The sequence below is a fragment of the Calothrix sp. CCY 0018 genome, assembly GCF_963920925.1.
GTDB lineage: Bacteria > Cyanobacteriota > Cyanobacteriia > Cyanobacteriales > Nostocaceae > Rivularia.
This window is the reverse complement of sequence record NZ_CAWUDI010000054.1, coordinates 1-23,341: the sequence shown is the minus strand read 5'-3', so window position 1 is coordinate 23,341 and position 23,341 is coordinate 1. Positions and strand designations below refer to the sequence as shown.

15 protein-coding genes are annotated in these 23,341 nt (G+C 38.5%); 10 read left to right on the top strand and 5 right to left on the bottom strand.

The window, feature by feature from the left end; all coding sequences use genetic code 11:
- Positions 1-3: 3 nt before the first annotated feature.
- Positions 4-1,848 carry a scytonemin biosynthesis protein ScyA gene (gene scyA / locus ACM03V_RS29020; protein WP_414624277.1) on the bottom strand — a complete coding sequence of 615 codons (1,845 nt, stop codon included), beginning with the start codon at positions 1,846-1,848 and terminating at the stop codon, positions 4-6.
- A 1,406-nt stretch (positions 1,849-3,254) separates the two neighbouring features.
- On the opposite strand from scyA, the gene ACM03V_RS29015 reads away from it, so the two are divergent.
- The 6 genes from ACM03V_RS29015 to ACM03V_RS28990 all read left to right on the top strand — a co-directional run bounded on the left by ACM03V_RS29015 (position 3,255) and on the right by ACM03V_RS28990 (position 12,278).
- Positions 3,255-5,213, top strand: a complete 1,959-nt coding sequence (locus tag ACM03V_RS29015; RefSeq protein ID WP_414624276.1) for a scytonemin biosynthesis sensor histidine kinase — start codon at positions 3,255-3,257, stop codon at positions 5,211-5,213.
- Between the two features lie 132 nt (positions 5,214-5,345).
- On the top strand, positions 5,346-6,173 hold the full coding sequence (locus ACM03V_RS29010; protein ID WP_414624275.1) for a response regulator: 828 nt from the start codon (positions 5,346-5,348) through the stop codon (positions 6,171-6,173).
- Positions 6,174-7,348: 1,175 nt separating this feature from the next.
- Positions 7,349-8,065 (top strand): acyltransferase, encoded by a 717-nt coding sequence (locus tag ACM03V_RS29005; protein ID WP_414624274.1) that lies wholly within the window; start codon positions 7,349-7,351, stop codon positions 8,063-8,065.
- A 296-nt stretch (positions 8,066-8,361) separates the two neighbouring features.
- Entirely contained in the window at positions 8,362-9,072 is a 711-nt protein-coding gene (locus tag ACM03V_RS29000; protein ID WP_414624273.1) for an acyltransferase, read from the top strand.
- A gap of 294 nt (positions 9,073-9,366) precedes the next feature.
- Entirely contained in the window at positions 9,367-9,483 is a 117-nt protein-coding gene (locus ACM03V_RS28995) for a photosystem II reaction center protein I (RefSeq protein ID WP_414624272.1), read from the top strand.
- 254 nt (positions 9,484-9,737) lie between these two features.
- A complete protein-coding gene (locus ACM03V_RS28990) occupies positions 9,738-12,278 on the top strand; it encodes a DUF3769 domain-containing protein (protein WP_414624271.1) in 2,541 nt (846 codons plus the stop codon).
- A 59-nt stretch (positions 12,279-12,337) separates the two neighbouring features.
- Here the strand turns inward: ACM03V_RS28990 and ACM03V_RS28985 are convergent, their stop codons facing one another.
- On the bottom strand, positions 12,338-13,234 hold the full coding sequence (locus tag ACM03V_RS28985; RefSeq protein WP_414624270.1) for an MBL fold metallo-hydrolase: 897 nt from the start codon (positions 13,232-13,234) through the stop codon (positions 12,338-12,340).
- Positions 13,235-13,287: 53 nt separating this feature from the next.
- A complete protein-coding gene (locus ACM03V_RS28980) occupies positions 13,288-14,811 on the bottom strand; it encodes a hypothetical protein (protein ID WP_414624269.1) in 1,524 nt (507 codons plus the stop codon).
- A gap of 278 nt (positions 14,812-15,089) precedes the next feature.
- On the opposite strand from ACM03V_RS28980, the gene ACM03V_RS28975 reads away from it, so the two are divergent.
- Complete coding sequence (locus tag ACM03V_RS28975) at positions 15,090-18,371, top strand: alpha-mannosidase (RefSeq protein WP_414624268.1); 3,282 nt, start codon at positions 15,090-15,092, stop codon at positions 18,369-18,371.
- A gap of 378 nt (positions 18,372-18,749) precedes the next feature.
- Here the strand turns inward: ACM03V_RS28975 and psbN are convergent, their stop codons facing one another.
- Complete coding sequence (gene psbN, locus ACM03V_RS28970) at positions 18,750-18,881, bottom strand: photosystem II reaction center protein PsbN (protein ID WP_015118026.1); 132 nt, start codon at positions 18,879-18,881, stop codon at positions 18,750-18,752.
- A 619-nt stretch (positions 18,882-19,500) separates the two neighbouring features.
- Here psbN and psbH point away from each other — a divergent pair.
- The 3 genes from psbH (at position 19,501) to pth (ending at position 21,177) form a co-directional block, all read left to right on the top strand.
- The gene (gene psbH, locus ACM03V_RS28965; protein WP_414624267.1) at positions 19,501-19,704 is read left to right on the top strand and encodes a photosystem II reaction center phosphoprotein PsbH; all 204 of its coding nucleotides are present in this window, start codon (positions 19,501-19,503) and stop codon (positions 19,702-19,704) included.
- A gap of 316 nt (positions 19,705-20,020) precedes the next feature.
- Positions 20,021-20,272, top strand: coding sequence for a TatA/E family twin arginine-targeting protein translocase (locus tag ACM03V_RS28960; protein WP_414624266.1), 252 nt, complete (start codon positions 20,021-20,023; stop codon positions 20,270-20,272).
- A 248-nt stretch (positions 20,273-20,520) separates the two neighbouring features.
- Positions 20,521-21,177: an aminoacyl-tRNA hydrolase gene (gene pth, locus ACM03V_RS28955; protein ID WP_414624265.1), complete on the top strand. Its 657-nt coding sequence runs from the start codon at positions 20,521-20,523 to the stop codon at positions 21,175-21,177.
- Between the two features lie 150 nt (positions 21,178-21,327).
- Here pth and ACM03V_RS28950 read toward each other — a convergent pair.
- Positions 21,328-23,341: COR domain-containing protein (locus ACM03V_RS28950; protein ID WP_414624264.1), on the bottom strand; the 2,014-nt coding region annotated here is incomplete at its 5' end.

Below are 23,341 nucleotides of genomic sequence, written 5' to 3'. Positions count from 1 at the left end.
AACTTAAATATTTGGAAATGATGCTGCTTTGGGTTTCTTTTCGGAAGTCGATTTAACTCCTTGACAAGCCAGACCTTTATTGCGTCCTTTGGAAGGAGCAGGTCTATCTGGATCGATCAGAACATCGATTATTACTGGGCCATTTGCGGCGATCGCCTGTTTTAGCGCTGCCGTAATTTCAGATTCTTTAGTAACGCGAATTCCTTCGGCTCCCATTGCCCGCGCGATCATTTGAAAATCTGTCTCTGGGATGGTTGCATCTGCGCCCGTCATACCTAACATTTTCATGCCTTGATGGCACATATTGTAACGAGCATCGTTGAGGACAATCCAAATTGCGGGTATTTGATACTTAACTGCCGTGCTGATTTCGTTGTTCATCAACATAGCTCCGTCTCCTACAATGGCTACGGCTTTACCATTTCTAGCGCTCGCCGCACCAACAACACCAGTTACAGCGTGTCCCATTGCACCCACTCCAGTGCTGACTCGATAGCGATTCGCTTGGTTAAATTGCAAAAGATTTGTTGACCAAGTAAAAGAGTTACCGCACTCAGCCATAACCACCGCATCGCTTCCATCAACAATTACCTTTTGAATCGCTTCCATCAAAATTTCTGGTCTGATGGGTGATTCTTGTCCGGGTTCAACCGTAATACGTTCCGGCTTAGGTAATGATGAAGGTTGAGATGTTTTGATCTGCAACTGTGACTTTTCGTCAGCTTCTAAAATACTTAGCAACTGCAAAACAAAGGCTTGAACATCAGACTGAATTCCTAAAGTTTCAGCATGAGGATAGGCAACTCCCGGCACATTAGGATCTATATCGACATGGATGAAACCTCTCGAAGGAACCATTTCTTGATTCCAAAATGAAGTCGGTTCGCTCAGACGACTTCCCAATACTAAAGTGCGGATGGGAGCCTGCTCTTGCATATATGTCATCACAGAACCATGACCCCCTAAACCAGTTACCCCAATAAACTGAGGATGGTTTTCTGGGAAAATTCCTTTACCGCGAGGAGAACACATTACTGCTGCTCCAGTTTTTTCCGCAAGCTGACGAATTTCCGAAGCCGCACCACGGGCACCAAATCCCAACCAAATGGCAAATGTACCTTGCGAAAGCAACTTGGCTGCATTCGCAACTACTTCCGAACTCGACGTTACCAAAGAACAGCTAACGCCTTTCTCTGGTAATTGAGTCTGGTCCATACTCATATTTTGTACGGCTGTAGGTATCGTTATATGAGCAACATACCCACCAGGTTGAGAAAGTCCCAAAGCAAGTTTACGAAATATTTGCGGCAATTGAGCGGCAGATTCCACTGTGCTAGCATAATTGAACATCGTACCCGTGGTGAAAATACCACTGCTGGGTAAAGTGTCGGTACTGGTTTCCTGAATCGCCCACCGTCCCCGTTGCGCTGCTGAGGTGCAAGCTGACAGCAAAATCACTTTTGCACCTTCGCCACGCGCAGCAAATAATCCGGTTAAAGCATTCGTTATACCAGGTCCTGCTGTGGTAAACACCACGGTAGGATTACCGCTAGCAAAATAACCTTCCGTAGCAGCAAACGCCGCTCCAGCCTCATGACGGAAATTTAATACATCAATATCACTGTTGGATAAAGCGCCCCAAAGTGATGCCATCGCACCTCCGGAAACTCCGTAGGCCGATTTTATGCCTAAGTTTTCGCACATTTGCGCTACTGCCTCAGCAACAGTCGTATTCTCGTTGCTTTCTTCAGTAGGCTTGCTTATTTTCGCTTGTGCATAACTCTGCCTAAGAGCTTCTTTCTGTTCTACGCTCGCAGAAGAAACTCTTTTAGTAAAATTTTGAACCATTATTTAATATACGCTTCCTGAACTAGGGTTGGGTGTACCTAAGTACTTAATATTCACAGCTTCTCGGATGCGCTTTCAATGGCACCCGAAATCTATGGTTATGCTTCCTTATAACTTCACACCCAGCCTTACAAACACCGGGAATGGTTAATTACCACTTTTACCGTCAGTAGAAAAATTTAACTATAGAAGCAAAACAACCAAGACTCTGTGCTTATGAAAACAAGCGTACACAAATCTTATAGGTTGCTGCAATGAAAAATCTTTTGATCCCATTGCCTATTCTTTTGCTTTTCTTTACATTTGAAATTAATCTAACCCATAAGCCGAGTAACAAAACATACGATAATTTTGGGTAATTGCATTGATTTACTTCGGTCAAAAAGTATTTTTTTATGGAATTATCGGGCTTTTAGCGGATATATCCCCAAATATATAAAATATTTATACAGTAGTCGCTTACGTTTATATACTTATACTTGTAAGTTACATTTCAGTATAGGCAATACCTCAAATTATGCCTGAAATCATCAAGCTCAATCTGCAATCAAAATAATTAGCAACAAATATTAATATACATCTAAAGATAGATGCAGATATAGATTTTGTCACTTTTTAGCCATTTGCAAGTATATCTTGTGGCAGATGTAGCCCAAGTAAAATTTATAGTTAAATCTTGAAAGAATAATGAGAAAATAAATTAAGTAAAATAAATTTGATTCAGTAGTAATTTGGTCTTATTAAGCTGCAATTATTTCTTTCTATTCGCAAATCATTAGGGAAATTAACTATAAAATTTATTTTAAAATTAAAATTTATACAAGTATATTGGTTATGTAAAGATGCTCTTTATCTAAGTAGTTATTAAGCCTGAAGAACCAACTAAAATTATTTATGCTTTAAGCTAGATAAAGCAAGGAAATAATACAACTAATTGATAACATCTAATTTTATATCTATCGAAAATGGTTTCAGCTAGGTGCAGCTTTTAAATATTCAATCGGATTACATCAGAATAATTTTTGGATAGTTGCTCGATCGCGATTCATGCATTTATTAACATCCCAGTTCAGAAACTTGTTTTTATGATAGTAAAAATCTTTTATCAATGAAAAACGAGGTTGTAGATGATACTTAGACCATCATGGAAGGATTTTTGTAAAGGAAATATGAAATTTATTGTTAAATTATACGAATTTTTACAAATTTTTGATAAGTTGTTTGAAGCAAAGGTATAAGCCAAGTTTATCGCCAAGTAACTTTTCTGCTCTTAACGATAGGCAAAAATGCTTATCAGGGTTAGAAGTGATTAAAAGCGGTAACTTGGAACTTATTACAATTCGGGGTTGCAATATAGCTCGAACCTTTGAACGACTCAACCAGCATAGCGGAGCATATACTTTATTATGATTATCGAACCCAACTCTAAAATCAGATTAGAACTGCAAGAAGAGTTGAAATTAGCCCAAATACTAATTAATCATTCAAAAGATGCTGTCTTTTGCGTAGAAGAAAATGGTCAATTTATCTACGTTAATAATGCAACTTGTTCGCTTGTTGGATATTCCCCAGATGAAATACTTGGGATGAGGTTACGAGAAGTAGATGTTAATTGGGAATGGGAAAAATGGTTACAGCAATGGGAATTACTTAAGCAGCAAGGTTCGATCGGCTTTGAAACTTGCTATCGAGATAAAGCAGGCAAAGTGTTTCGTGTAAAAATCTCTCTTATTTTGGAGGAATTGGAAAATAAGCAAGTATGTTGCGTGTATGCTTGCAAAGATAATCGCGAGTACCTCCCCCGCGCTTCGCAGGCACAATTAGTAGAATCTCCAAACATTAGAGATGGTTTGGAACAAAGAATTGTTGAATATGAGAAAACAGATGATGATTTAAAAAATTCTATTTCCTTGCTAACTTCAACCTTAGAATCTACTGCTAATGGCATACTTGCGATCAACTTTGATGGAGAGATACTTTATTACAATCAAAAGTTCATAGATTTATGGAATCTTCCACCGGAGCTGAGGATATCAAGAAACCGTAGTGAAGTTAAAGATTTTTTTGAGAGTCAAATTCAAGATGTAGAGGTGTTTCGTTCGCATATTTGGGAATTACCTTCAAAGTCTGATTCAGAAACCTATAATTTATTAAAGTTAAAAGATGGAAGAATATTTGCACACTATTCCGAGCCTTATAAACTCAATGACAATATTATTGGTAGAGTGTGGAGTATCTGGGATATTACAGAATCAAGACGAAGCGAAGAAGCACTAAAGCGAAATGAAGCGAGATTTCGTACTTTAGCCCAGAATACGGAAGCTGGGATTATTTTGATTCACGATAGTTATGTTTGTTATGCCAACCGAGCAGCGGAAATGCTAACTGGCTATTCAATCAAAGAACTGACTCATAACAAATTCAAATTTGAGCAAATAGTTCAAAAAAGACAGCACAGACAGGTACGCAAGCAAGATGGAGCTACTACTTGCCAGTACCAAGAAATGCAGATTCGCACTAAACAAGGTTTTTCTCGCTGGTTAGCTTGTACCTTAGAGCGACTTGATGGAGTGCTTGACTTTGCAGGGAAAGAAGTGGAGATGATTACGGCAATTGATATTACCGACTATAAGCAAGCCCAATCGGAGCTTTGTCAAACATTAGAACAAGCAAGAAGGTTAAGTGAACTCAGAAAGCGCTTTGTTTCAATGCTTTGTCATCAATTTCGTACTCCACTCAACGTTGTTTCTTTCTCATCTGACTTGCTCAGACGCAATATTCATCAGTGGAGTGAAGAGAAAAATCGCTCCTATCTTGACTTAATTCAAGATGCTGTAGAGCAAATCAGCGAACTACTTGATGAAATTTTATTATTTGGTAAAGCTGAAGCAGATACATTGAAGTGCGAACCGAGACAACTCGATCTCAAGCAATTTTGTAGAGATATCATAGCACAGATTTATTTGGCAGGAGGCAAGCAAAAAGCAATTAACTTCGTAAGTGAAGGTGAATGTTCGACTCGGTGTGTAGATCCAAAATTATTACATCACATTTTAACTAATTTAATTTCTAATGCCGTTAAATATTCGGTATCTAGTAATGCTGTCGCTTTAGAACTTATATGTGGAGAAGATGATGTGACTTTCAAAATCAAAGATAAAGGAATCGGGATTCCAGTAGTAGATCAACAGCAGATATTTGAACCATTTTATCGAGGCAGCAACATTGATAGTATACCCGGTACCGGGCTAGGTTTGTCGATTGTGAAAACTCTGGCAGATTTACATGGATGTGAAATTTCGCTGTCAAGTGAGGTTGGTGTAGGAACGATTTTTACGCTAAAAGTACCATCCGTCAATAATTAAATTTTAATCATAATATACGTTATCAAAATCGAATCTTTTTTTATAGTCAATTAACCATATAACCAAGAAAAATTTTACATCCTTGTTAGCTCGGCATTAAATTCCAAAACTCAATCTTTACAGTAATTAATCATGATTAACGTTGTTCCAAAAAAAATCTTAGTAATTGAAGACGATGCTCGTACCCGTAATATGTATTTAGATGGGCTTGAGAGCGAAGGCTTTGAGATCATAAGTGCCTCGAATGGTACTACGGGTATTCAACAAGCTGTTTCTAATTTACCCGATTTAGTCATTTGTGATGTATTAATGCCCGATGTTGATGGGTTCACCGTTTTAAGGCAATTGCGTCAAAATCCGCTTACAGCAGTAATTCCATTTATTTTTCTGACTGGCAAAGGTTCTCAAGAAGATTTTCGCAAAGGTATGGAGACTGGTGCTGATGACTATATTACTAAACCCGCTTCAGTCGAACAATTATTAAAGGCGATCGCCACTCGACTGGAGAAAAAGCAGGCTTTCCTTCGTTATTGTTATGCCAACTATAATAGTACGTCACCATCGCGACTAAATGAAACTGCGGCATCGAGTCAAGAAAAGTCAATTTTTCCTATTGTGCCTCAGTTGAAAGAAGTATTTGATTATATCGAAGCTAACTATCAAAAGGGAATTACCTTGAGTGATGTAGCTCAAGCAGTTGGTTATTCGGCAGCTTACTTAACTAATAGAGTTGCGAAAATAACTGGAGAAACGGTTAATAGCTGGATTGTTAAACGTCGTATGGCTGCTGCGCGTTATTTACTGAAGAATACCAGTCAGAATATAGAAGAAATTGCTACTAATGTCGGCTATCAAAATGCCTGTCATTTTTCCCGGCAATTTCGCCAACATCATGACATTCCTCCTCAAGCTTGGAGAAAAAAGTATCAAATGATGCAACGTTATCCAGTGGAAGTTTAACGACTCTTCAACGCGATTCGGAAAACCTATTCTAATGGGAAAGCGAATATAGAATAGAAAAAGTGTTTGGCGATCGGCTTAGCTGAAACGCCCCGGTGTATCGCGCTCGTTTTTTGAGTTAAGAGCGCCCGCTACTCGAAAAAATTCTGCACCGAAATCCGATTGTAGGAATTTGGAAGTACGTAAAAAAAGAACGCGCTATCTGTAGCTTACTGCTTTATGCATAAAAAGTTTTTGCTACAGATAGCGCGTTTGTGTAACATCTAGCAAGATGACGAAAATTTTACCAATTGGAATTACAGCTACTTTTCAAGGCTGCCACTTTTTGATAAATAAAGTTTTTTGTCCTGGATTTATAAAAAAATGATTTATTTTGCGTGTATTTCAAGATACGTAGGTATAATTGTTGGCTACTTAATCAAAACTTTATAAATTAGCGATTAGCTTAAAGTAAAATTGATTATTTTGTTTCGACAAAAGATATATGCTATACGTAAATATAGAAAATATTGATTAAAAATGATGTCATAACAAACAAGACAAAATTAAAATGCGAGCATTTTATCTAAAGCAGGCTGTATTAAAGCTGATTTTAATGATTTGCGTCTAACTTTTTCATATAAAAAACTATAAGTCTTGTTATTAACTTATTACAGGGGTGATACATTTATATTAAAACATACTTTTATTAGCGTAGCGTGCGCTAACTTTTTCAAATATTTTATTTACTTTCTTCATCTTATCTTAATTAAACTAAATATAGCGTTTATCAGTCTATTGAGGTACATCTCAAAACCTCACCCCCAACCCCTCTTTTTCCACCAGGAGAGGGAGGTAAAGCACAGCTTTATCGGGGTGAGGTAATCGCTGTACTTCAATTGCTTAGTAAACGCTATATACGGGTTTTTTAATAGATAAAAGAATAGATATACAGAACCTATTAGGTATCTTTATAGATTTGAAATTTAGATAATGTTTAAAGTTTTAAATGAACATATTTCTTTGAATAATATCTATATATATTAGCAGGTCAATTTTTGATCAAAAAAAACTCATTATTTATGATCTAATGAATATAAATGAATTAGTATAGATGAAATTATCAAGCTAGTAAATAAGTTCAAATTTAACCGGAATTTTATTTAAAATACAAACACAATCAAAGGGCATTAAACATGACAAAATCTACTTCAAAATTAAACCGATTGCAGGAAGTTTTGATTACTGGTTTGATAGGAGACTTACCTGCGATTGCTTTAGGTCCGAAGTTAAGAAAGCTAATATATAGAAGTTTATTTAGTCGCATGGGTAAGTCAATCTATATACAGAATGGTGTTGAATTACTCGGTGCTTATAACGTAGAAATTGGCGATGGAGTGCATCTTTTCAAAGGAGTTCGTGTAGATGCTTTAGGACATGAAAATAATAAAATTACTTTAGAAGAAGGAGTTGCTGTTGAACGCAACGTAGATATTGGAGCTTTAGACAATACTCATATATATATAGATAAAGGTACATTTATTGGTGTTGGTAGTTGTATTGCAGGGCCGGGAAATGTCAAAATTGGTAAACGTTGTTTAATTGCAGCACACAGTGGAATATTTGCTAATAATCATAACTATGCAGATCCACTAAAATATATTGCCGATCAAGGAGTTACCTGTAAAGGAATTACTATCGGAGATGACTGCTGGTTGGGACACGCTGTAACGGTAATAGATGGAATAACTATTGGAAAAGGTAGCGTCATAGGTGCTGGATCTGTAGTCACAAAAGATATTCCTCCTTATTCAATCGCTGTTGGAGCGCCAGCCCGAGTTATTAAAAGTCGTCTTCCTGAAGATTCTATAAACCCCAATGATTTAGAAATGATGTCAGCTAATCCCGTCTGAAATTATCTATATCGCTGCTCAATTTTGGATGCAGGGATTGTGGGGAAAGTTGGGGGGAGATGTTTTCCCCCTAGCTAAGTATTAATGAATACTAGATTAAAAATAAGCCTTTTATTTTGAAGTTGGTGATAATTTTTAATTTTAATCTCCATATTAGAGAAGCTATTTATTTAAAATCTAAAAATGCCTCGACGTTGTATTTGAAGAGGTTAAACTTAAACAAACGCATCCTTTACTCAAATCTAGAATCTAAAATCGCTTAATAAATTTTCATGTTTCTTTTGGGAAATATAATTATGAATAGTAAAAAAGGTGTATCAAAGTGGAAACGTTTACAGGAAACAGTTTTAACTCTGCTCTTAGGTAATATTCCCACCAAAGCGATCGGTTCCAACTTACGAACTTTCTTTTATCGCAGTATCTTTGCAAAATTGGGTAAAGGAGTTTATCTACAGGATAGCGTTGAGTTTATTAATACTCCTTGTATAGAAATTGGCAATAGAGCGCAAATTTTACGAGGAGCAAATATAAACGCGATCGGAAATCCCAAGAATAATATTTCTATTGGTGATGGAGTACAAATTCAACAAGGTGTTGATATTAGAGCATTGAACGATACTCATTTAAAAATTGAAGAAGAGACATTTATTGGTCCTTATGTTTGTATTGCCGGTCCTGGAAATATTAAAATAGGTAAAGGTTGTTTAATTGCAGCACATTGCGGAATATTTGCTAATAACCATAATTTTGTAGATCCAATTCAATATATTGCCAGACAAGGTATTACTCGTAAAGGAATTGTCATTGAAGATGACTGTTGGCTCGGACATGGTGTAACGGTAACAGATGGAGTAACCATCGGCAGAGGTAGCGTTATCGGTGCTGGCTCAGTAGTAACAAAAGATATCCCCCCTTACTCCATAGCCGTCGGCACCCCGGCAAAAGTTGTTAAAAGCCGTATTGCAGAGCAATCAGTTACCAACGACCACTTACCAGTTAGGAGTTAGGAGTTAGTAGTTAAAAGTTAGGAGTTAAAAGTTATTTTCCCCTTGTCTCCTTATCCCCGACTCTCCCCATCACCTCATGCCCTACTAGTTGAAACATATTGGTAGAAGTGAGCGTCGAAAAAATAACCCGTCTACTTAAGCGCATAAAATTCGAGTATAAAAAATAGAACATGGGTATCTATCTTTTATATCCTCCAAAAATGGAGCTATTTTGGGTAATATAAAGAAGTTAACTTTTCTGCAAAAGCAGATACTAAAAATAACTTTTTCAATTAACACCCTGGAGAAATTGCTATGTTGACTTTAAAAATCGCTGTTTATATTGTTGTTGGGTTGTTTTTAGCCATATTTATCTTCGGATTCTTGTCAAATGACCCATCTCGTAACCCTGGACGTAATGATTTTGAATAATTTATAGTCGCTTTCGTCCATTATCGCTGCAGAAGGCAGAGGATATTTTTAACGTCAAGGACACGTCGGAAAAATTACAAGTAAGTTTTTCTTAACTAATTTCTTTCCGAAACGTGTCCTTTTTTAGGCGGAATCTGCTCGCAGGCTAAGTAGAAGGCTAGAGTTGGAAGTTTATTAATATGCTTCTAATTTATTTATTAACTGTTCTTTAGCTTGCTTTAAAGACTGTTTGTTGGCTTATATAGTGTGTAAGTATGCTTCATCCAGTTGCGCCCCCGCCCGAATTACCGATTGTTGTCGATTCACAAACCGTAGCAAATGTCTTTAAGGATAATTCAAGTACATTAAAAAATAGTACTTTTACCCAAGCATCTTCTACACCTAAAACAAGTTTCGAGCGGAGCGAACATTTTTCACGGTCAAAATCTCTTTTAAATTTAAGTCAAGTAAGTCAAGATCGAAGTCTATCGAAAACTAGCGAACCGGAAACTATTCTGTCACCGGAATTTTCACCCGTTAAAGCTACCGATAATGATACGTCTTTAGGAACAAAATTTAATGTTAGTTATCCTTTGGAGAACGAGCAAGTATCATCCGAAGGTTTTAAGCATTTTGAAGCCGCTAGCTTTACTCAAAAGAAAGCGGAATCTGTTACAAAGAATGTGACAAAAAATTCAACTAAAACACCTGAGAAGCTTGCAGGTAAGAAAAAAGCTGCTGAGGAAACGCAAAAACCGACAAAAATAGAATTCTATTCTCAAAATAGCAACTCTACAAAAGCTCCTGCAACAATAGAATTCAAATCCCGTTCTCAGACACAAGCTCAACAACCACTTCCTCAGCAAACTCTTCCACAACAAACTCCTCAACAGCAAACTATACCAGTACCGCAGCCAACTCAACAGCCACAACCATCACAAGCGCCAACTCAGACAAGAAGAGTTATTGAAATTGTGGCAGATAGGCAGATTTACGATGAAAATCGCCGGGTTGTCACCGCTGAAGGTAATGTGATAGTAAGATTTGACGGTTCTGTAGTCGATGCCGATACTTTACAGGTAAATATAGATAACTTGATTGCTGTTGGTGAAGGAAATGTTGCAGTCACCAGAGGGGAACAAGTTTTAAGAGGAAACCGATTTACATATAACTTTATTCAAGATACTGGGGATTTAGAAGGTGGAAGCGGTGAAATTAATGTCGCTCAGGCGGGAGAGGATTTATCTTTTAACTCTCCAGGCGTAGCCGCAGGTGGAGTTCCCCGTCGTCCTCTCAGCGATAGAATAAGACAAAATCAACCTTTAACTGGTGTTGGTAGCCCTGGAGGAGTCGGCGTTGGTGTAGGTAGTAGGGGCGCTAGCAACTTACCAGGAGGAGAACAAGGTGGTGTAGTTAATCGTTTACGTTTTGAAGCAGCACGAGTAGATTTTTATCCGCAGGGATGGGAAGCAAAAGATGTCCGCATTACAAATGACCCCTTTTCTCCTCCAGAATTAGAAATACGTGCAAACTCAGTTACTTTAGAACGAATTTCTCCTTTAAGAGATAAACTTAGATTAAGAAAACCGCGTTTAGTATTTGACCAAGGCTTAACTTTAGGTATAGGAAGCTATACAAGGACAATCGATCGCAGCGAAAGCGATGCTACTCCCGCTCCAGTTTCTATCGGTTTTGATGGTGACGAACGCGGTGGTTTATACTTAGAGCGCTCATTTAATGTATTAAATACACCACAGGCAAGCTGGAAAGTTACCCCGCAATTTTTTGCTCAACAAGCCGTACAAAATAATAACGAAGGTATCCCAGCGCTGTTTGGTTTAAAGTCAAGTTTTAATGCAACCTTAAATCCCCGTTCTCAAGTACAAGCAAAAACAACTTTAACAAGTCTCGACTTAACCGACTTAGAAGACAACTTGCGTGCGAGCGTGCGATACAATTATTTACTTGGCAACCCTTTAAACCCATATCAAGCCGCATTTGAATACAGCTATCGCGATCGCCTTTACAACGGTAGCCTTGGTTTCCAAACCGTACAAAGCAGTTTAGGTGGAGTAATAATCTCTCCAAATATCCCTTTAGGTAAAACCGGCTTAAATCTAAGATATCAAGCAGGCGCTCAACAAATCAGCGCTAGAACCGATCGCGCAGAGTTATTAGATGTAGGTAGAAGCAACGATCGGGCTTCTTTAGGTCGCCTTCAAGCCAGCGCTACCATTGGCGGAGCTATCAACCTTTGGCAGGGTAAACCTTTACCCCCAACCAAGGAAGGAGGTTTAAAGTATACTGCTAATCCAGTAGTGCCTTACGTACAGGTATTTGGTAATGTAACTGGAACTGGCAGTTTTTACAGCAACGGCGACGAGCAAAATACCTTGATAGGTTCAGTTGGATTGCAAGGGCAATTTGGTAACTTTTCCAAAAAGTTTTTAGACTATACCGGCTTCAACGTCACTTATTCGCAAGGTACAAATGATGGATTATCGCCCTTTTTATTCGATCGCTACGCCGATAGACAAGTGTTAAGCGCCGGTTTTACCCAACAATTGTACGGGCCATTTCGTTTAGGATTCCAAACAACCATCAACTTAGATACCAGCGAACGTACCAGTACTGACTATATCTTAGAATACAGCCGTCGTACTTACGGCATCAGCTTGCGTTACAACCCCGTATTAGAACTAGGTGGTATTAGTTTCCGCATCAGCGACTTTAACTGGAGTGGAGGAACCGATCCATTTTCCGGCAGCGATGCCGGAGGGGTTAAGCCAGTTGTTGGTGGGGTGGAGCAGCAGTAAGTTAATTTACTAAATTCAAAGGTGAAAATTCTACATCGTCTTGTTTTGCTCATGTTTGGTTAACGCGGTTTGGGTACGTCGGGACGCATGAGCAGATAAGATTCGTCTACTAAAGTCTGGTAGACTCCTTTAATATTAAGAGGAAGCCATTCCTCATACATTGAAAGATTGCGGTAGGCATCGAGCCGAATTTCTTTTTGGAGCGTGGGGAGGTCTTTGCCAGCACGGATACCGTCGCGGACAGAATTATACAGTGCTTCAAGATACCCAAGATACTTCTCCACGTCTTCTTTCTTACCTGTTTGAGCGTGTCCTCCTACGAACACATCGAAATCCATATTTAAAACTTCTCGCGTAGAATCAATCATCCCTTGGATATCGTAACCTTGAAGATCCTTATACGGCATTCGCCCCAGAACGATCCAATCTACTATATGCAAAACACCAGCAGGTTCAAATAGCATGGAAATAGAGCCACGTCCGTTATTCCTACCGTGATAGCGCAGACGCACTTGACTATCATCGAGATAAAGCACCATCTCATCCTTAAAAACAAGGTTGGGAATCCGAGTCTGCGCTTTGGTGTGTACTAGATCCTCACGAGCGAGTTGATGAGAAACGAATTGGACACCTTCTTGCTCAAAAACTTCACCACCGTAAACGTGATCGGGATGATTGTGACTATAAACGACAAAGCGAATGGGTTTATCGAATCGTCGCGCTAATTCCTGCTTCAGCCATCTAGACGCTTCTTTGCTAATTGGATCTGTTACTAAAATACCCGCATCAGTAACCATGAAGACAGAGCGATAATTTCCCGCTGTAAAGCGGTAAACATTACTACGAATAGAATCAATTTGATAATTCTGGGCTTGGACGGGTGTGGATATGTTAAAAAGCACCAACAAAAAAATTATTAGCAAAATACTACTTTTTGCTATGTAGCGATTAATCATAACATAAGTATTTAGAATTATATAAAACTGCCGAACAAGACAATATTATCCGTTTATTTACGCCACAACTGCTGTAAAGCCTTGGCAAATTTGGCAATTGCTTCTTCGATTTTCAACATTGTGTTGTCAATCCATGTTAAAACCTGCTCTAATGGATGCTTTTGATAACCAACTATTTCGGCTTTGGTTTCGATCCATTCTGGTTTGGCTTCAATTTCTGTTGATTCGTTGGTTTGATTTGCAGCGATTTCTCGTTTGCTTCTACTTTGTAATTCTGAAGTGGAGTTAATTGCTATTTTTTGCGCGTTTTGGGAAGTAATAGAAGCATCTTGCTCGTTTAAAATACCTTTCTGTGGCTGCACTAAACCGGCTTTTTCTTTGAGTCGTAAAGTTCGCCAGTTGGGCATTTGAAAACGTCCAAATAGTTTTTCGGACGAATTTTTTATGTTTGTGGAAGGATTTAATTGCTGTTTACTGGCTTCTAATTTATTTGATGTTCGATTTCTTGGATTTAATTGTGGAAATCCGTTACCAAATAAATCGGCATTACTTAACCAATTATCTTGCGATTTTTCGCTTTGCAGTTGAGGTAATGGTTTAGTTGAAGAAATATAGCGTGTTGGTGGAGCCTGATCGATCTTTTTGTCTTCGGGTTTGCTGTAAAAGTAATTAAAAGCTGCCCAAATCAAAGCTTGAATTTTTGAGGGATGCGTTTCTAAATTCTCATCGGCTACTATATCTTGTTTGCTGATGGTTACTTGTTTATTGCCATATAAGAAAATATCTAATCTAGTTTTTACTACTTTTATTAATTCACCACCGCGCTGCCGTACTATAATTTGAGCGCGAGATAGGGAACGATTAGCAGTTGTTTCTAAATTCGCAATTACTGTATCTAAAGATGCTACAGTAGCCGGATTGATTTGTAAGTATTTGCGATCGCATGAAGCATCTACTGTAGGTAATGCCTTGTTCGGATTAGCATTACTATTCGTAAATCTTTTTAAGAAATTATTTGTTGTAGATGGTAATTTTGTTTCCTGGTTTTCTTGAGATAATCGCCACAAACGCCAATAATGAGCAATTTCAGAAATTATCTGGTTTTCTAAAGCTTGCTGTTGCGATGGAGTTAAAATATCTAGAATTTCGTTTTCGCTAGTTACGAGAACTAAATTTTGGCTGGAAAGCTGTGAAGCAACTCCTTGAATTTGTTGAGAAGAAGATCCTGAAGCGGTAATTTTATAATTAGCTGTTGTGCTTTGATTTGTAGAAGACGGAATATATCGCGTTTCTACATTTTCAAGTACCCGAATAGTCGCAGCATCCGAGGAAGGTTCTTCTGATGGTTGCAAATATAACTTGGGTTCTCCTACTGTTCCAGGAAGTTGTATTCCAGCAGAGTTGGCAGCTTTTTGTAATAGTAAATATACGGTTTTAGAAAGTGCTTCAGCATACCAACTTGTCGCAACCTGCAATTTTCGTAACGAATGTCCGAATCTTTCACCGAAGCGCCGGGATTGTTTGTGAAAGAAGTTAAATAACCTGCTTTGATAACGGCCTTTGGAAGCAGAAGACATGGTAAAAAGTTAGGAGTTAGGAGTTAGGAGTTAGGAGTTAGGAATTTTATTCGATCTAGGTTAGGACTTACGCAAGCCTGCCTTAAAAAGGGCGGTTGGGGGGATCTAAAATGTCTGGAACACTATTATACTTTCCGTTATTGCTGCGTAAGTCCTATATATATAAGAGGATAATCAAAAATACATGAGAACAATCATAAATAATTTATAAGTATATTTTTTTTCAGGTTCTTTTACTATTGAGCGTATAGAACTTTTCACCTGATTTTAGCTGAAAGATGACCCAATCTATATCTGAATCTAATACAAATTTTAATTCACAAAGTAATTCACAAAGTAATTCACAAACTATTTCGCAAACTATAGAAAAGCTACGTGCTTTTTCTGAGATGGATGTTCGCGAAGGTTGGCGCTGTTTTTCGGGTGATATGGATGTAAGTAAGGTTTTCGCGTCGGATTCTGGTTGGGAAACTAAGGAGTTAAACGCGAAAGGACATATTGCTTGGGAGAAGGGTAAAAAAGTGCTTTGGTTGGCACAAAAATTAATTGTCCCCGCTTATTTGCAGGGTTATCCAGTCGAAGGTTTGTGTTTGCGATTGGCTTTGGTTTGGTGGGCGGATTCCGCTCAAATCTATATTAATGGTTCTTTGATTGGTGAAGGTGATTTATTTGATTTTTCGCAACGAGTCTTATTAACTGAGTCGGTGATTCCCGGAGTTGAGTTTACTGTTGCTTTGCGTTTGGTAAGCCCTGGACACGATAATGGTGCTTTAGTAAGCTCAAAGTGCGTTTATGAAGCTGTTGGGAATAATATTTATCCCGGTTTTGTGGCTTCGGAGTTGGCGATCGCACAGCGTTATTGCGAAGCTTTTGCTCCGGATGAGTTGGATATAGTTGCTGGGTTGGTAAAGGAAGTTGCTGAGGTAATAAACCGCAGAGCCGCAGAGGGCGCTGAGGAAGAAGGGAAGAGAGAGTTTATTAATAAATCACTAATTTCCCTTACACATCAACTTAATCAATCCAAAACAAACCAAACGCATCCGTTGTTAAAAACATCCGTTGCTAAAATCTCCCTTGTCGCCCATGCACATTTAGATATGGCTTGGTTGTGGCGGGTGAGCGAAACTTGGGAGGCTGCTAAGAATACTTTTGCATCAGTTTTGAAACTGCAAGAGGATTTTCCCGAATTGATTTTTTGTCATTCGACTCCGGCGCTTTATGCTTGGGTGGAAGAAAATTGTCCTGATTTATTCGCACAAATAAAAAAAGCTGTTAAAAATAACCTTTGGGAAGTTATCGGTGCTTTTTGGGTGGAGCCGGAATTAAATATAATTTCTGGTGAGTCGATTGTTCGTCAATTATTATACGGGCAGCGCTACGTAAAAGAAAAATTTGGCGAATTCTCTACAGTGGCATGGCTTCCAGACAGCTTTGGTTTTTGCTGGACTTTACCTCAGTTTATGGTTTCCGCAGGTGTGGAATATTTTGTGACTCAAAAGCTGATTTGGAATGATACAACTAAATTTCCTCACGGTGCTTTTTGGTGGCGATCGCCCGACGGTAGCGAAATATTTAGTTTAATGTCAGCGCCGATTGGTGAAGGTATCGACCCGGTAAAAATGGTAGAATACGCGATCGCCTGGGAAAAACAAACGGGTTTACAAAATTATCTCTGGCTTCCTGGAGTCGGAGATCACGGCGGCGGCCCCACTCGCGATATGCTCGAAATAGCCCGACGCTGGCAAAGTTCACCTTTGTGTCCCGATTTTGAATTCACCACCGTTGAGAAGTATTTGCAGGAAATTAAGGGACAAGGAGACAAGGGGACAAGGGGACAAGGAGATGGGGAGACAATCCAAAATCCAAAACAAACGCATCCGTTGTTAAAATCCAAAATCCAAAATTGGAACGATGAACTATATCTAGAATTTCATCGCGGTTGTTATACTACTCACGGCGACCAAAAGCTTTACAATCGTCGCGGTGAAAATCTTCTATATGAAGCTGAATTATTTGCAAGTTTGGCTACTATATGCTGTAGTGTGGATTATCCCAAAGTTGAAATCGAAGCTGCTTGGAAAAAGCTTTTATTTAATCAGTTTCACGATATTTTACCTGGTTCCTCAATTGCGGAAGTTTACGAAGATGCAGAACCAGAATGGCAGCAAATGCAAACTACTGCAACCCAAATATTACAGCAGTCTTTAGCAACTTTAAGCAGCCAAATCAATTTACCACAGCCACGTAAACCCGATAGTTTACCTGTTGTTGTTTTCAATTCTCTTAATTGGCAGCGATCGGAAGTTGTTTCTGTTTGTTTACCTGTGCAAACTAATAACCAACAATGGCAAGTTTACGATAGTTCGGGCAATCAAATTACTTCTCAAATCGATGCCGATGCAAATTTATTATTCTTAGCAGAGGATATTCCTGCGATCGGCTATTGCTCATACTGGCTTTCTACCACTGAACAAACAGTACAGAATCCATCAAAAACTATAGCGCTACAGTTTATTTTGGATAATGAATTTTTGCGGGTAGTTGTAGATCAAGAAACTGGGGACTTAACCAGCGTATTTGATAAAATAAACAACCGCGAAGTACTTTCAGGTAGCGGTAATCAACTGCAAGCTTTTAGAGATGAAGGTCAATATTGGGATGCATGGAACATCGACCCCAATTATGCCGATAATATTTTACCACCATTTAAACTCAAATCTATCGAATGGATTGAACAAGGAATATTACAACAGCGATTACGGGTAGTGCGTCAGTTAGGAGAATCGGAATTTATTCAAGACTATATTTTGCAAGTTAATTCACAAGTCTTGAAAATTCATACCAAAGTTAACTGGTTAGAGCGTCACGTTTTAGTAAAAGCAGCCTTTCCCTTGAACTTAGAAGCGGATTTTGCAACCTATGAAATACCCTGCGGTGCAATTCAACGCACAACCAAACCGACTACAGCAGCAGAAAAAGCTAAATGGGAAGTTCCCGCGTTGCGTTGGGCTGATTTGACGGAAAAAGAAGACTATGGTGTAAGTTTATTAAATAATTGCAAATATGGTTATGATGCTCAACCTTGGGAATTACGATTGAGTTTATTAAGAAGTCCGGAATGGCCGAATCCGGAAGCTGATAAAGGTTTTCATGAATTTAGCTATGGCTTGTATCCCCATGCGGGAAGTTGGGAAAAAGCACAGACGGTGAAGCGTGGATATGAATTCAATCACCCTTTAAAAGTAGTGCTTTGTGAAAATAAACCGCAAACTACAACATTGAAAGACAAAGCCAGTTTTATCGATATATCAGGTCAAAATTCCGGTCAAAATTCCGGTCAAAATTTAATATTAATGGCATTTAAACAAGCCGAAGACAACCCCCAACAATGGATTCTGCGCTGTTATGAATGTGAAGGGGAAACAGCAGAATTTCAACTCACCAGCGATATCGGCTTAAATGTTAAGGAATCTGTAGATTTATTAGAACGTCCTCTACCAACTTCATTTACAATCAAACCGTGGAAAATCGCAAGCTTTACAGTGAGCAGTGAGCAGTGAGCAGTGAACAGTCAGGAGTTGGGAATAGGGCATGGGGTAGGCTGTTGACTCTGTACCTTTTTAGAGGTTAAAAATTCATGCAAAAAACGTGTTGGTGTTTAAGATAATGCCCTCTCCCCCTTCCCCTCTACGCCACTTACTACAACGGAGGGAGCCTCCGCAACGTAGTGGCTCCCAAAATTTGGGAGAGGGGTGCCCGCCAGGGCGGGGTGAGGGAAGTATGTTGCGATTTTGACCGATATAAAAGTTGTATGAACTTTAAGCGTAGAAATTCTATCAAAGTCAACACCCTAGGCATGGGGCATAGGGCATGGGGAATTGTTAATTAGTAACAAGTTATCAATATTTAATTCATAACTCCTAACTCCTAACTCTCAATTAATCTTCATGGTCTTCAAAGGGGTCGCCAAGTTCCTTGCTGGGTGGGCCAAAGGAGGTATAAACGGACATTACTGTAACTGTAACTAAGACAGCAGCTACGGAAATACTGAGGACTATTGCGGGTTCCATATTGGGTGTATATTATGAGTATTATTTTTACATTTTTTGACACTCTCCTCGACTTTAGTCAGGAGATTCTTGGTTCAACGAGTCCACTTACATTAGACCCCTTGCGGTATCTAACCCAGAGGTGGTTCTCTCCTCAAGCGTTATCTTTCCGAGTGCCCCTCGGTAGTTGGATTACTCCAAATTTTGCTTTACTTAAATTCTGTATTGCCTAGCACCCATGAAGATTTTACCTATTCCTGGCAAGGAACTAGAACTATGGAATAGAACTCTATATCTTCAATTGTCAAGGTACAGATTGCCCTTAAGCAGTTGGGTTTTTATACAGGTTGATTACCGTTCCTGTTAATTACCATTTTACCATCAAAGCAGGATAAATCCTGTGCAGCCGCTTTCATCCCCGGTCTAAAGACACGGGGTTTTAGTCTGACGACTCACTTCGTGAACAGCATCTTCCTTATAATATTTTTATAAAAGTTAATACTTCTTGATTTCCGTAAGACCGACTTATTTTATGTCGGTATATAAAATGAGGTGGCAGTTTCAAGTGCTTTCAAATGATATACTTATCAACATTAGAGATGATTAAAAAATTTTTTGGTAATTAACCTGGAATTAGATTATGGCACAAAGAACACGTTTGGGAGATGTTCTCAGACCCTTGAATGCTGAGTATGGTAAAGTGGCTCCCGGTTGGGGTACTACCCCATTAATGGCTGTCTTCATGCTGTTATTTTTTGTTTTTCTGTTGATTATTCTGCAACTTTATAACAAATCAATCATTATTCAGGGTATTAATGTGGATTGGAGAAGCTTAGGTATGTAAGCGAGATACTTTCACATATAAGGATAAATTTGAATCCAGGGTAATTCCTGGGTTTTTTTTGGGATTTTTTAGGAATGGGGAGAGGGGGAGATGGGGGGATGGGGTGACAAGGGGACAAGGAAGGGGACAAGAGGGTAAGGGAATATTTTCTCCCCATTACTTCATTACCCCATTATTTCATCATCATTCCTAATTCCTAATTCCTAATTCCTAACTCTTAACTCATAACTTTTAACTGCTCACTGTTAACTGCTCCCTCAAGTCGCTAAACTACAGATGTGGGTTAAGAATTTTTGAATTCTCAGGAGAAATTTAGATGAATATATTTGGTATCGGTTTACCAGAAATGGCTGTAATTATGGCTGTTGCGCTGTTGGTTTTTGGCCCGAAAAAGCTGCCGGAAATTGGTCGTAGTATGGGAAAAGCTATTCGCGGCTTTCAAGATGCTTCTCAAGACTTTCAAGAGGAGTTCAAAAAAGAAGCTTCACAATTAGAGGAAGCTGTTAAAACTACTGCCGAACTTGAACCCAAGCTTGGTAGTGGAGTAGAAAAAACAGAGAAAGTTTAATGAATCAATCGTAGTTCGTAGTAAGGATTGTAGTCCTCAAATCCCCTACTACGAACTTTCTCTTAATTACAGTTACGCAAAGCAAAATGTCATTGCGACTGGAACGAAGTGCAGGGAAGCAATTCCAGCATTTCTGGGATTACGTCGCTGTCGCTCGTAATGACACAGTTACGTTATTATTACGTAAGTCTCAAAGTAATAAAACGTACTACTAGTTTATAATCGATAGCTTATTATTTATTCTTCTCATGCAAGCTGCTAAAAAAAATTCTCCAGGAAAAACTATAATAATTCCCCAGCTAATTGTTGGTTTGGGAAATCCAGAACCTAAATACGATCAAACGCGCCATAATATCGGTTTTGCTGCAATTGATGCTTTATCCCGTTCTTGGCAAGCATCTCTAAGTGAAAATCGGAAGTTTAAAGGTGAGTACGCTGAAACCACTGCACCAGGTGGAAAAAAAGTTCATTTACTCAAACCTTTAACCTACATGAATCTTTCGGGACAATCAATAGGTGCGGTACTTTCTTGGTACAAATTGAAGCCGGAATCTGTATTAGTTATTTATGACGATATGGATTTACCTGTGGGAAGAGTTCGCTTGCGTTTATCCGGTGCTGCTGGCGGACATAATGGCATGAAAAGCACTATTTCTCATCTGGGTTCCAAAAATTTCCCCCGCTTGCGTATTGGCATTGGCAGACCAAAAAATCCTGCAACCAGCGAAAATGGTACTGTTTCTCATGTTTTAGGAAAGTTTGCTCCTGAAGAAAATGAGGTGATGTCTTCAGTTCTTAGTTATGTTGTTGAATGTGTAGAATTATGCCTGAAAAAAGGTGTAGAAAAGGCGATGAATGATTGTAATCGTAAGAATTTGAATGTTTCGGAGGAAGGGAGTAAGTAAGTGGTTCAAATTAAATATAAAACCTCACCCTCAATCCCTCTCCTTAGTAAGGAGAGGGAAGCCGGAGGCAGGGTGAGGTTCTCTATCTTATATTTAATTACGCCTGACTATTTAGCAAGTAGGATAAAAATCGTATTAAAAGTCAAATTTTCATTCTCGTAGATTAGGGAATAATTCTTCGCTTATTCTTTGTAATTCTTGATTACCAGGATTAGATTTACACGCAGCTTTTACTAATTGCTCTAACTTATTTTGTGCTTTAGCCCATTCAATTAATTCATAAACAACTTCCTCTATATTTTCTCCCGTAGATATTGAATCTAGATTTTCGTCTAATTCATCACTAAGCATCATCTTTAACTTAATTTTTTTTGGATAAGCACTGATAATGGCATTTCTGAATTCTTTTAGTATTTGACCAGGTTTCTTAGTATCTGGCGGTTTTGGTGGTGTGTCTTGAATATTAGATTCCCTATCTTCCTGCTGAGAAAATAAGTTGACATCTTCAATCAATCTGCGGACATCTACCATGTCATAGCTTACCCTACACTCAATCTCAAATTTACCCTTGTTTAAACGTTTACGTAATTCTTCTAAAGGATAAGTATAAGGATTTTCACTTCCTGCACATTCTTCACAGTTACAAGGAACCAAGGTTTGATATTGCAATCGCTCAAAAGACTGATGAATTTTTTCTAATTCACGATTGACGACTGCGAGTAATCCTTTTTTATGGTTTCCTGATACCCTAACTTTAATTTCCTTTTGATTATAATATTCAATGACTTCAGCCCGAGTTTCATTTTCGTTGAGAACAACACCGTTTCTCCAAACAAGTTGTTGTTGTTCAATTAAATCGTGTGTTTCTACAATAAAGCGGGTAATAATACCTTTAGGCATGAATTCATATTTGTAGCGCAAGACGAGATTAGTTGAATTATTACATTCGTAATTGGGTTGTTCGATATCAAGTAATTGTGGTGCAATATAATTACCCGCACTATTGGGGATTTCATAGCAGAGTTTAAACCGCATCATTAATTGCAGCAGTTCATCTTGCATATTGCTGTATTTGCGATCGTTCCAAATATCAGCGAGTTCTTCTTGGCTAAAACGTCCCAGATTTTTAATGACAGCTTTATTATCTAATACTTTGTAAACCGCAGTTGTACCCCATTCGGGTTTGAGAATTACATAATGTTTGAGTGTAGAATCATCTTGGAAATGCAGACAAACACCGAGGTCGTGTAAAAAGCGACTCAACCGTAACATATCTTCACGGTCAGTTAGATTATTATTTTCACAAAGTTGATAATACTGTTCTCGACTAATGTAATTGCGAGAATCGTTATCTAAAGCTGCTCGAACTCTCACCCAGATTTTTGGTAAAGGTGATTTATCTCCAATGTGGGAAAGTGTGGTGATTTGCTTTTGAATCTCTTGTTTTATTTCTTCTAAACCGCGATTTGTATCTAGATTCGTTGCTAAAACTTCTTTGAAATTTGTAAACTCTCCCCGTAACTGTCGTTCGTTGACTTGACACTGACGGTCTTGTTTTTCGTTTTTGATAATCAAAATTGGGCTATTATCACTCAAAAGTTCCGCAACCTTCATCCACCAGTAAAAGTTAGTATTTTCTCTGCGAGTATCAGCTACTAAAGCATAAAGAGAACGTTTAGAGAGGAAAAACTGGTGGGTTTGATGGTATATTTCTTGTCCTCCAAAATCCCAGATATTAACGCGAAATTCTTTACCATTTGGTAATGGGAATTTCCATTGAATTACATCAATGCCTTCGGTTGATTTCTCTTTAGATTTGAGTTTGTAGTTTTCATCTACAATTTTCTTCGCTAAAGAAGTTTTACCCGCTCCTCCTTCACCAATAATCAATAATTTTGCTTCGTAAAGAGGTTCTGTTTCTGATGGATCTTGTACTCGGAAGTAAAAATCAAGGATTTCCGAGACATCTCCTGGATCTTGGTTTCTATTTTTTGAACCCAAAATTTCCGGTGGAATGGGGAGTGGGTTCCTGCGTAAATCCAGTTTTTCAAGTTTGGTGAGTTTTTTAATTGTTTCGGGTAAACTGCTCAGTTGATTTCTGTAGAGGTTGAGGGATTGTAAATTGGTGAGTTGTCCAAATTCTGCTGGTAAACTACTCAGTTGA

Excerpts from the sequence above, each read along its gene's own strand:
- scyA (WP_414624277.1), bottom strand. The coding sequence starts at position 1,848 with ATGGTTCAAAATTTTACTAAAAGAGTTTCTTCTGCGAGCGTAGAACAG.
- ACM03V_RS29015 (WP_414624276.1), top strand. The coding sequence starts at position 3,255 with ATGATTATCGAACCCAACTCTAAAATCAGATTAGAACTGCAAGAAGAG.
- ACM03V_RS29010 (WP_414624275.1), top strand. The coding sequence starts at position 5,346 with ATGATTAACGTTGTTCCAAAAAAAATCTTAGTAATTGAAGACGATGCT.
- ACM03V_RS29005 (WP_414624274.1), top strand. The coding sequence starts at position 7,349 with ATGACAAAATCTACTTCAAAATTAAACCGATTGCAGGAAGTTTTGATT.
- ACM03V_RS29000 (WP_414624273.1), top strand. The coding sequence starts at position 8,362 with ATGAATAGTAAAAAAGGTGTATCAAAGTGGAAACGTTTACAGGAAACA.
- ACM03V_RS28995 (WP_414624272.1), top strand. The coding sequence starts at position 9,367 with ATGTTGACTTTAAAAATCGCTGTTTATATTGTTGTTGGGTTGTTTTTA.
- ACM03V_RS28990 (WP_414624271.1), top strand. The coding sequence starts at position 9,738 with ATGCTTCATCCAGTTGCGCCCCCGCCCGAATTACCGATTGTTGTCGAT.
- ACM03V_RS28985 (WP_414624270.1), bottom strand. The coding sequence starts at position 13,234 with ATGATTAATCGCTACATAGCAAAAAGTAGTATTTTGCTAATAATTTTT.
- ACM03V_RS28980 (WP_414624269.1), bottom strand. The coding sequence starts at position 14,811 with ATGTCTTCTGCTTCCAAAGGCCGTTATCAAAGCAGGTTATTTAACTTC.
- ACM03V_RS28975 (WP_414624268.1), top strand. The coding sequence starts at position 15,090 with ATGACCCAATCTATATCTGAATCTAATACAAATTTTAATTCACAAAGT.
- psbN (WP_015118026.1), bottom strand. The coding sequence starts at position 18,881 with ATGGAACCCGCAATAGTCCTCAGTATTTCCGTAGCTGCTGTCTTAGTT.
- psbH (WP_414624267.1), top strand. The coding sequence starts at position 19,501 with ATGGCACAAAGAACACGTTTGGGAGATGTTCTCAGACCCTTGAATGCT.
- ACM03V_RS28960 (WP_414624266.1), top strand. The coding sequence starts at position 20,021 with ATGAATATATTTGGTATCGGTTTACCAGAAATGGCTGTAATTATGGCT.
- pth (WP_414624265.1), top strand. The coding sequence starts at position 20,521 with ATGCAAGCTGCTAAAAAAAATTCTCCAGGAAAAACTATAATAATTCCC.